The following is a 10748-nucleotide window of genomic DNA, read 5'->3' as shown; positions in this document are numbered from 1 at the left end:
GCCGCCCCCAGAAACGTCCGCCGCGTCCGTCTCCCCGCCCCGACCTCGGTGTTCCCCGCGTTTCCCGTGTACCCCTCCGAATTCCCCATGCCCTCGTCAACGACCGGACGGCGGCCGGGACATGGCCTGCCGGGGGTGAACGGGACCCGAACGGCGACAACGCGGGGGAGGGCCCCGCCTTGGATGGGTGTGGAGGGCGTCCGCCCGCGGCCCGCGCCGACGGGAGGCCGGGAACGGGACCGAAGCCGTGGAATTCCCGGTACCGGAGTTCCCGGTATCCGGTACGAGGAACACGCGTTCAGTTCCCCAACGCGGCACGGACCGGCGAGCCCCCGTCCCCTGTGCCCCGGTGGCGGATGTCTTCGCTCTGGCCCACGCGTCAGGCTCAGGCGGGCGTGCCCCCGGTGGTCGTCGTCAGGGTGGAGAGCCATGCCCTGATGGCCTCGGCCGTCGTGCCCGCGTGCTCTTCCGTCACGCTCCAGTGGTCGCCGGGGACGTCCACGGCGGTGTGGGCCACCGGCCAGGACGCCCGGGGCGCCCCGGGCGGCGCCCCGGAGCCGCCGGGGATCGCCGGGAGCGGGTCGGTGGCACGGAGCAGCAGGGTGGGGACGTCCGTCGGTTCCGGCCGCCGGCCGCGGGCGAGGCGGGTGTAGGCGCCCAGGGCGGCCACGGACAGGTCGTCCACGGCGGTGTCGAACCGCTCGCCCAGCCGCAGGGGGAGCCGGGCCGGCAGGGCGAGCAGCCACGGTTCGCCCTCCAGGTCGGGGGTGACGTCGTAGGTGTCGACGAGGACGAGCCCGGCCGGCGGTGCGCCCGCCGCCGCGAGCCGCGCGGCCACCGCGTGCGCCGGACAGCCGCCCATCGAGGAGCCGAGGAGGACGGCGGGCCGGCCGCCGACGCGTTCGCGCACGGTGGCGGTGTGCAGCTCCACGAGGGTCTCCCAGTCCCGGGGCACGGCGTCCCCCTGGTCGACGCCCGGGTGCCGGAGTTCGAGGACGTCCCGTTCGCCGTCGAAGGCGGAGGCCAGTGCGGCGTGCCAGGGTCGGCCGACGGTGGGGGTGAAGCCGGGGAAGCACACGAGCGCCGGGCCCCTGGTGCCGGCGGCCAGCCGGAGGGGCGCGAGGGCGTGCCGGGCGCTGTCGGCGCGGCCGAAGACGGGCAGCGCGAGCGAGGCGGTCACCAGCAGGTGCATCGCCGACACCACGTCACCCGTCTCGCACACCCGCCGGTAGAGGGAGGCCAGATGCTGCGCCGGCCGCGCCGGAGGCCGGGCGGGCGGCTCGCCGAGGGGGAGTCCGCCCGTCCGCCCGTCGAGGTGTGCGGCCAGCTCGGCGGCGGTGGGACGGTCGAACACGACGGTCGCGGGCAGCCGTACGCCGATGAGGGCGCCGAGGCGGTTGCGCAGCAGCACCCCCGTCAGGGAGTCGAAGCCCAGCTCGGCGAAGGGACGGTCGAGCGGCACGGCGGACGCGTCGGCGTGGCCGAGCACGGCGGCGGCCTCCGCGCGGACGAGGCCGAGCAGGGCCGGGGCCCGCTCGGCCGCTGGCAGCGCGGCGAACCGCTCCCGCCAGGCCCCGTCGGCGGCCTCCGGGCCGTCCTCCCCGCCGGCGGTGGGACGGGCCGTGGGCAGCAGCCCGCGCAGCAGCGGCGGCACCGGCCGGGCCGGGCGACCCGGGCGGGGGGAACGGTCCGGCAGCAGCGGGGCCAGTACCGCCTCGGGGCTGCCCAGCGCGGCGTCGAACAGCGCCAGCCCCCGCGCGGGGGAGACGGCGCGCAGCACGCCGTCCTCGGCCCGGTCGGCGCGGGCCGCCATCCCCGCCCCGCCCGCCCACGGGCCCCAGGCCAGGGAGAGGGCGGGCAGCCCGCGCGCGGCGCGGTGGCGCGCGAGCGCGTCCAGGAAGGCGTTCGCGGCGGCGTAATTGGCCTGGCCGGCGTTCCCCAGCAGCCCGGCCGCCGAGGAGAAGAGGACGAAGTGCGACAGCGGCAGACGCTCCGTCAGCTCGTGGAGGTGCCAGGCGGCGTCCGCCTTCGGCCGCAGCACCGCGGCCAGCCGCTCCGGTGTCAGGGACTCCAGCACGCCGTCGTCCAGCACCCCGGCGGCGTGCACCACGGCCTTCAGCCCGGGCGCGTACTCCCGTACGACGGCCGCCAGTCGCGCGCGGTCGGCGACGTCGCACGCCACGAGGTGCACGCGGGCGCCGGACTCCCGGAGCTCGTCCCGCAGCCGCCGCCCGGCCGGCGAACCGGGGCCCCGGCGGCCGACGAGGACGAGCCGGCGCACGCCGTGCCGGACGGCCAGGTGCCGGGCCAGCAGACCGCCCAGCGCGCCCGTGCCGCCCGTCACCAGGACCGTGCCCTCCAGCCGGACACCCTCCTGGGGGCTGTCGGCCGGGGCGAGGCGGGGGACGCGGACGGCCCCCTCGGCGAGCGACAGTTCGGGCTCGCCCGTGGCGACGGCGGCGGGCAGCAGACGCAGCGACTCGGGCCGTCCGTCGGTGTCGACGAGCGTCAGCCGCCCGGGGTGTTCCGCCCGCGCCGACCGCAGCAGCCCCCACAGCGCGGCGGCCGGCAGGTCGGGCACGGCGGCCGTGGCGCCGTGGGTCACCACGACGAGCCGCGCCCCCGAGGCGTCCGGGACCGTCAGACGGTCCCGCAGCACGGCCGACGCCCGCGCGGTCAGCTCCCGGGCGGCCGCGGCCGGGCCGGCGGGAGAGGCGGGGGCCGGGGAGGCCAGGGAGACGACCACCACGCCGTCGGCGCCGCTCGACGACCCGGGGAACAGCGCGCGCAGGCCGAGGTCGTCGGGTCCGGCCACGGACAGGGGCGGTCCGCCGCCCTCGGCCGGGACGCCGGTCCACCGCGGGACGTACAGGTCCCGGGCCGCTTCCGCCGCCGTGGCACCGGCCGATTCCGGGACCGGCCGGGTGGTCAGCGACGCCAACCGGCCCACCGGTCGGCCCTGGGGGTCGGCGAGGTCGACGGTGACCGTGTCCGGGCCCGTGGGGCGGATCCGGACGCGCAGCGCCGTGGCGCCGGCGGCGTACAGGCGCAGACCGCGCCAGGCGAAGGGCATCCGCGCGCGGCCGGTGTCCCGTCCGGCCAGGGACGCGGCGTGCAACGCGGCGTCGAGCAGAGCGGGATGGAGGCCGTACCGGCCGGCGTCGCCGCCCGTCGCGGCGGGCAGCCGCACCTCGGCGTGCACCTCCCCGTCCGGCCCCCGCCAGGCGGCCGTGACACCCCGGAAGGCCGGGCCGTACGCCCGCCCGGCGGCGGCCGTCGCTTCGTAGGCGCCGGTGAGGTCCACCGGTACGGCACCCGGCGGCGGCCACGCGGCGTGGCCGCCGGAGTCCCGGTTCGCCGGCCGCCCGGCGGCCGGGCCCAGCCGTCCGGTCCCGTGGTGCGTCCAGGCGCCGAACGGGCCCGCTCCGCGCGGGCGGGAACGGACGTCCACGGCGCGGCACCCCGTGCCGTCCGGCGCCTCGACGGCCACCTGTACCTGGACCGCGTCACCGGACTCGGGCAGCGGCAGCGGCGCCAGGAGCGCGAACTCCTCGACCACCTCCAGCCCGCAGGCGTCGCCCGCGTGGACCAGCATCTCGGCGAACACGGCGGCGGGCACGAGAACGCGCCCGCCCACGACGTGGTCGCGCAGCCACGGCGGGGCGGCGGCCGAGAAGTCCCCGGTGCACAGCAGGCGGTCCGTGCCGGGCACGGTCGTCACCGCCGTCAGCAAGGGGTGCCCGGTACCGGCCGGGGCGGGCGGACCGGCGTCCGCCAGCCAGTAGCGCCGCCGCCGGAAGGGGTAGGTCGGCAGGTCGACGCGGCGGGCGCCGCTGCCCTCGAACACCCGCCGCCAGTCCACCGGCAGGCCGTGCGTATACAGACGGCCGAGCGCGGCCAGGACGGTCTCCGCCTCCGGCGCGCCCGCCCGCGCCGTGGCCGTACACACCGGCCCGCCCTCCCCGGCCAGGACGGCGGACGTGAGCTGCGCGTCCGGTCCGACCTCCACGCAGACGGTCACCCCCTCGTCGCGCACCAGGGACCGCACGGCGTCGCCGAACCGTACGGTGGCACGGGCGTGCCGTACCCAGTACGCCGCCGAGCACAGCTCGCCGTCGGCCGCCCGGCGGCCCGTCACCGTCGACACCAACGGGATCCGCGGCCCGTGGTAGGTCAGGCCCTCCGTGACGCGCCCGAACTCGGCCGACACCGGTTCCACCAGCGGCGAGTGGAAGGCGTGACCGGCCCGCAGCCGGGTCGCGCGGCGCCCCCGGCCGGTGAACCGCGCGGCGACGGCCCGGACGGCGTCCTCCTCACCGGACACGACGACCGACCGGGGACCGTTCACCGCCGCGACCGCCACCCGCCGTGCCGCGTCCGGCAGCCGCGCCAGCTCCTCCTCGGCCTCCTCCTCCGTGGCCTCCAGGGCGACCATGGCGCCCCGGCCGGGCAGCTCCCGCATCAGCCGCCCGCGCGCCGCGACCAACTCCACCGCCTCCGCCTCCGACAGGACGCCCGCCACATGGGCCGCCGCGAGCTCGCCCACGGAGTGCCCGGCCACGGCGTCCGGCCGCACCCCCCAGGACTCCAGCGTCCGGAACAGCGCCACCCCGTGGACGAACAGCCCCGCCTGCGCGAAATCCGTCCGGTCCAGCAGGGCGGCGTCGGCCGAGGACGGGTCCGCCCACAGCACGGTCCGCAGCGGCCGGCCCAGAGCCCCCGTGGCGTCGAAACGCGCGCACAGGGCGTCGAACTCGGCGGCGAAGCGGGGGAAGGCGGCGTACGACTCCCGTCCCATACCCGGCCGCTGTGCGCCCTGCCCCGAGAACAGCACCGCCGACCGCGCGGCCGGCGCGCCCGTCCCCGGCCCGGTGACCCCGGGGTGGCGACCGCCCGCCGCCAGCGCGTCCAGGGCCTCCAGCAGGGCCGCGCGGTCCCCCGCCGCCACCGTCGCCCGGTGGGGGAGCGCCGCCCGGGTCGTGGCGAGGGAGAACGCGGTGTCCAGCGGGGCGAGCCGGGGGCGCTCCCGCAGCAGCGACGCCACCCGGCCGGCCTGCGCCCGCAGGGCCGCCGGATCCGCGCCCGACAGCGGCAGGGGCGGAATCGCCGTCCAGGAGGCGGGCCTTGGGGCGGTACGGTCCGCGGTTTCCGCGGCCGTGGGGCCGGCGGGTTCGTCGGGGGCCTCGCCCGGTGCCTCCTCCGGGGTCCCTTCGACCGCTTTCCCGAGCGCCTCCTCGGCCGGCTCCTCCAGGACGACGTGGGCGTTGGTGCCGCCGACGCCGAACGCGGACACCCCGGCCCGGCGCGGGACACCGGGCCCGGCGGAACGCCACTCCCGAGACTCCGTCAGGACCCGTACGCCACCCGACGACCAGTCCACGTGCGGTGACGGCTCCGCGCAGTGCAGCACGCGCGGCAGCCGTCCGTGGCGCATGGCGAGGACCGTCTTGATGACACCCGCGACACCCGCCGCCGCCTGCGTGTGCCCGATGTTGGACTTGAGGGCCCCGAGCCACAGCGTCCGGCCACCGCCCCGCTCCTCCCGCCCGTACGCCGCCCGCAGCGCCCGGGCCTCCACCGGGTCGCCGAGCGCGGTGCCGGTGCCGTGCGTCTCCACCATGTCGACGTCCGCCGGGGACAGGCCGGCGTCGGCCAGGGCCCGCCGGATCACCTCCTGCTGGGCCGGGCCGCTCGGCGCGGTCAGGCCGTTGGACGCGCCGTCGGAACCGACGGCCGACCCGCGGAGCACGGCCAGTACCGGATGGCCGTTCCGTCGGGCGTCGGACAGCCGCTCCAGCAGGACCACACCGGCACCCTCTCCCCAGGCGGTGCCGTCGGCAGCGGCCGAGAACGGTTTGCACCGGCCGTCCGGCGCCAGCCCGCGCAACCTGCTGAACGCGACGAACGGCGCCGGAGTGGCCATCACCGTGACGCCCCCGGCCACGGCCAGCGAACACGCGCCGGACCGCAGTGCCCGGACCGCCGCGTCCATCGCCACCAGCGACGACGAACAGGCGGTGTCCACGGTCACGGCGGGCCCGCGCAGGTCGAGGGCGTAGGAGACGCGGCCACTGGCCACGCTGCCCGCCGAGCCCAGCGCGAGGTGCGCCTCCAGCTCGTGCGGGCCGCGGTGCAGGAAACGCCCGGCGTAGTCGTCGTGCATCACGCCGACGAAGACGCCGGTGTCACTGCCGCGCAGGCTCGTCGGGTCGAGACCGGCCCGCTCCAGGACCTCCCAGGTGATCTCCAGCAGGATCCGCTGCTGCGGATCGGTGGCGAGGGCCTCGCGCGGTGACATGCCGAAGAAGGCCGCGTCGAAGCCGGCCGCGTCGCGCAGGAAGCCGCCGCGGCGGGTGACGGACGTGCCGAGCCGGTCGGGATCGGGGGCTTCGCAACCAGGGGTTTCGGGATCGGGGGCTTCGGGACCGGTGCGGGGGCCGGTGCCGAAGACACCGGCGAGGTCCCAGCCGCGGTCGGCCGGGACGTCCGAGGTGGCGTCGACCCCGTTCGCCACCAGCTCCCACAACTCCTCGGGAGAGGTCACACCGCCCGGGTACCGGCAGGCCATCGCGACCACCGCGACCGGCTCCGCCGAGGACACCTCCGCCGCGCCCCCGCCCGGACGGGCGCGGCGGGCCTCGGTACCGAGCAGGGCCGTCCGCAGGAAGCCGGCGACGGCGGCGGGCGTCGGGTGGTCGTACACCAGGGTGGCGGGCAGCTCCAGCCCGGTGGCCGCGCCGAGCCGGTCCCGCAGCAGCACCCCGCCGAGGGACGTGACGCCGAACGCCGTGAACGGCAGGCCGGGTTCCACGTCCCCCTCCGGTACGCCGCTCGCTTGCGCCACCGCGGAGCGGACCAGGTCCAGCAGGGCCTCGTACCGCCCGGACGGGGGCAGCGCCGCCAGCCGCTGGCGCAAGGCGGCCGCCGCGGCCCCGCCCTCCGGACTCCGCCCGGCCAGTCGCCGGGCCAGCGCGGGGCGATCGGTCTTGCCGTTGCGGGTACGGGGCAGCGCGTCGGTCTCGTACACCTCGTCCGGCACCTTGAAGCCCGACAGTCGCTCCCGGCACAGGGCTCGTAGGCGGTCGGGGTCGACACCGCCCGGCGGATCCGCGACGACGAACGCCACCGGCACCTCGCCCAGCACGTCGTGCGGCCTGCCGACGACGGCCGCGTCCACGACGCCGGGGCAGGCCAGCAGCGCGTGCTCCACCTCGACCGGGTTGACGTTCTCCCCGCCCCGGACGATCAGTTCCCTGACCCGGCCGGTGACGCGCAGACCGCCGTCCTCGGCGCGGCGCCCGAGGTCCCCGGTGCGGTACCAGCCGCCCACGACCGCGCGTGCGGTGTCGGCCGGGCGACGGTGGTACCGGAGCATCAGGTTCGGGCCGCGGACCAGGATCTCGCCCTCGGCTCCGTCGGCGGCGTCCGCGCCGGTGGCCGGATCGGCCACCCGCACATCGACGCCGGGAACCGGTACGCCGAGCGGCCCCTGACCGCCGGAGCCGTCGAGCCGGTCGACCGCGATCTTCCCGCAGGTCTCGGTACTGCCGTAGCCGTCGAGCAGCGGAACACCCAGCAGATCCCGGACGTCCGCCCGGAGTTCCGGCGGACACGGCGCGCCGGCGGTGACGCACAGGCGCAGTCCGGCCCGCGGCCGGGGCGCCGCGCGGAGCGCGCTCGCCAGCAGGCGGTACGTGGCGGGCACACCGGCCAGCACGGTGAACGTACGGTCGGCGAGGGCCCGCTCGACGCTCGCCCCCCGCTCCAGGAGGTACGCGCTCGAGCCCACGGACACCACGCCGAGCAGGCACAACGAGTGGGCGTAGGCGTGGGACAGCGGCAGCGGCCACAGCAGCCGGTCCCGCTCCGACAGGCCCCACCACGGGACGTAGGCCGCCGCGACGGACCACAACGCGGCACGCTGGCAGGAGACCACGCCCTTGCCCGGGCCCGTGGTGCCCGAGGTGTAGAGGATCCAGGCGGGCTCGTCCAGGCCGAGGTCGTCCCGGGGCGGGCACCCGGGCTCCGTCCCGGCGAGTGCTTCGAAGGCGCGGGCCGTGACGCCGGACGCCCCGTCCCGCCGGCCGCCCCCGCCGCCGGGCTCCGGGCCCACGACGAACACCCGGGACCGCAACCGGGGCCGGGTGGCCGCCAGCCGCCCGATCCTCGGCAGCAGCGGTGCCTCCGTGATCACCGCGACGGCCCCGCTGTCGTCGAGGACGGACGCGAGTTCGGCCTCCGCGGCCCCGGCGTCGAACGGCACACCCACCGCTCCCGCCCGCAGGACGGCGAAGAACCCCTCGGCCGTCTCGACGCGGTTGCCCGACACGAGCACCACACGGTCACCCCGCCGTACCCCCGACGCGACGAGGTGCCCCGCGAGCCGGCGCGTCCGCTCCTCCAGCTCCCGGTAGGTGACCCTCCGCCGAACGTCCTGAAAGGCGGTCCTGTCACCCGCACGCGCCGCCCGCGTCCGGAGCACGTCCGGCAGCGCACGGATCATGTCGTGGCGGATCTCCGTCATCCCCACCCCTCCCGCCCCGGACGGACGAGCCGGTTCGGCGAACTCCCCGTCGGGCGCGGGACGTCGGCGTGACGGCGCCCCGGCGCCGGGCCCCCGCCCGCCGGCCCGGGCTACAGGCTACAGACGATCCCCGGGCGGAGGACCTCCCGGTACGAGACGCCCGCGCCCGGTGGATACGGGCGTCCCGCACCGGACCACAACCGGGGAAAGCCGGCCGGGCGGCGTGGCCCCCGCCCGGAAGGCACCTTTTCTGATCAGGCGTCAGTTCATCAGCAGCACGCGAGTGTTGGGAACCAGTTTCCGGTTCACGCTGGTGCTCTGAACGAAGATCGTGAACTCGTCGTTGTGGTCCGGCCGGACGCGGACCTCCACGTCCGGCAGCCCGAGCAGAGCACGGGCCTCCGGCCCGGTGTACACCCGGTCCGTCTTCTTCTCCAGCACCGCGATCCGCTTCCGCGCCTGGACCTTCTCCGACTTGCTCAACTGGTAATAGGCGCAACCCGTCCGGAACGCGTGCCCGCATTCCGTGACCCATTCCCGGATTCCCGCCTCGCGGGTCACCGGAATCAATTGGTACTCCGCCGGATCCACCGGAGTGAGACCGGCCGCCTCGATGGTGTCCTTGTTGACCGTGTCCGCCCCCGTGGAGAACACCGCCCGCGAACCCCGGATTCCCTTCGAACGGCCCACCATGAATTTCTCGGTGGCCTCCCGGATGACCTGCCCGGCCTCCTCCAGCCCCCGAGTGCTCGTGGCGTCCCAGACGGCGATGTTGTCCTTGGGGAACCCGCACCGCATCGCCTCACGCTTGCCCATCTGGTCGGGCACCAGCACGGCCAGCGTCCAGTTGTCCTCCTGCGTCTCGATCAGCTCGGCCACGGCCCGCCCCAGCTCACGCGGGTCCGTGAGCGTGGAGTCCGGACAGTGGTGGCTCGCGTTCTCCTGGCCGTCGGTCAGCACGAACGTCAGGAAACTGTGGTCGCCGTACAACTGCGCCGTCTGCGCCAGCTCCCGCTGCGACTTCAGCGTCGCCGCCAGCAGCGCCGTCATTCCCCCGACCCGGTACAAGTGCTCCAACGACGGCATCCGCAGCACGTCCTTGTCGTAGATGACGCATTCGACCCGGTCCGCGAAGACGTACACCGTCACACGGGTCTCCTGGTCCAATTCCTGGGACCGCCGCGCCAGATAGGCGATCTGCTGGTCGGCGACCTCGACGACCTTCCGGCTCAGGTGCGACATCGACGAGCTGGCGTCCAGCACAAGAGCGACGTGGTTGATGTAATTCTGGTTTCCGGACACGGCCGTTCCCCCTCTTTCCGACTCGGTGCTCCCACCTTCTCACCCACCACTGACAATCGGCCCCGGCCGCCGGGCGCAGCCCCCGTGCCCCCGGTGCTTCCCCTGGTCTTCGTCCTGTCCCGCCGCCTCGCGTCACCCGGCCGTGCACCGCTCCTCGGCCGCGGGCCGGCCCGCGCGGTGCAGCCGGACCCGTACGTCCCGGGTCCGCCGCCCCGCGCCGCGTTCCGTGCCGGCGGCGCTGTTGGCGACGGTGCAGACGAGCTGCCGGAGGGCGGTGCCGTCGGCGGGCCACCTCGGCGGGAGGTACACGTCGACGGTGGCGCCGGCGCCGGTGACGGCGGTGGGCGGGGGCACGTCGGGGGGAACGAAGGTGACCAGGCCGCGGGCGCGCTCGGCGCGGTCGGGGCCGGCCGTGAGCCGGTCGAGAGCGGCCCGCGGCGCGTCGGGGCCGCTGTAGAGGCGCGAGACGCGTTCGAGCCCGAGGGGTGAGGCGAAGTAGACGTGCACGACGTCGGTCGTACGGCCCGCCGGGCGGGGGAGACCGGAGGCCGGCGGACCGGCCCGGCCCGGCGGCGTGTCGCCGACCCCGCAGCCGGCCGGGGCCGCCAGGGCGAGGGAGAGCGACAGCGCGACGAGCCCGGGGCGCCTCATGCCGGCTCCCCGGGCCACAAGGGCAGCGTGAGGGTGAAGACGGCACCACCGCCAGGGGCGTTGGCGGCGGTGAGGGAACCGCCGTGCAGACGGGCGTTCTCGGCGGCGATGGCGAGCCCGAGGCCGCTGCCCTCACTGCGGGCGCGGGCCGCGTCGCCTTTGGTGAAGCGGTCGAAGACGTGCGGCAGGACGTCCTCCGGGATGCCCGGCCCCCGGTCGGCGACCGTGACGACGAGCCGGCTCCCCGCCCCGCGACGCTCCCCCTCCGCAC

Annotated in this window: 4 protein-coding genes; all 4 read right to left on the bottom strand. The window is 76.8% G+C overall.

The window, feature by feature from the left end; translation table 11 throughout:
• Window positions 1-385: 385 nt before the first annotated feature.
• Window positions 386-8524: a type I polyketide synthase gene (locus ACSNOK_RS24845; protein WP_436782986.1), complete on the bottom strand. Its 8139-nt coding sequence runs from the start codon at window positions 8522-8524 to the stop codon at window positions 386-388.
• A 261-nt stretch (window positions 8525-8785) separates the two neighbouring features.
• Window positions 8786-9826 carry a vWA domain-containing protein gene (locus tag ACSNOK_RS24840; RefSeq protein WP_436782985.1) on the bottom strand — a complete coding sequence of 347 codons (1041 nt, stop codon included), beginning with the start codon at window positions 9824-9826 and terminating at the stop codon, window positions 8786-8788.
• 132 nt (window positions 9827-9958) lie between these two features.
• The gene (locus ACSNOK_RS24835; RefSeq protein ID WP_436782984.1) at window positions 9959-10477 is read right to left on the bottom strand and encodes a GerMN domain-containing protein; all 519 of its coding nucleotides are present in this window, start codon (window positions 10475-10477) and stop codon (window positions 9959-9961) included.
• A partial coding sequence (locus tag ACSNOK_RS24830; RefSeq protein ID WP_436782983.1) for a sensor histidine kinase occupies window positions 10474-10748 on the bottom strand: 275 nt, incomplete at its 5' end. The genes ACSNOK_RS24835 and ACSNOK_RS24830, both read right to left, overlap by 4 nt.

The organism is Streptomyces sp. URMC 126 (assembly GCF_051386555.1).
In the GTDB taxonomy this organism is placed as follows: domain Bacteria; phylum Actinomycetota; class Actinomycetes; order Streptomycetales; family Streptomycetaceae; genus Streptomyces.
This window is presented reverse-complemented; position numbering and strand designations above follow the sequence as displayed.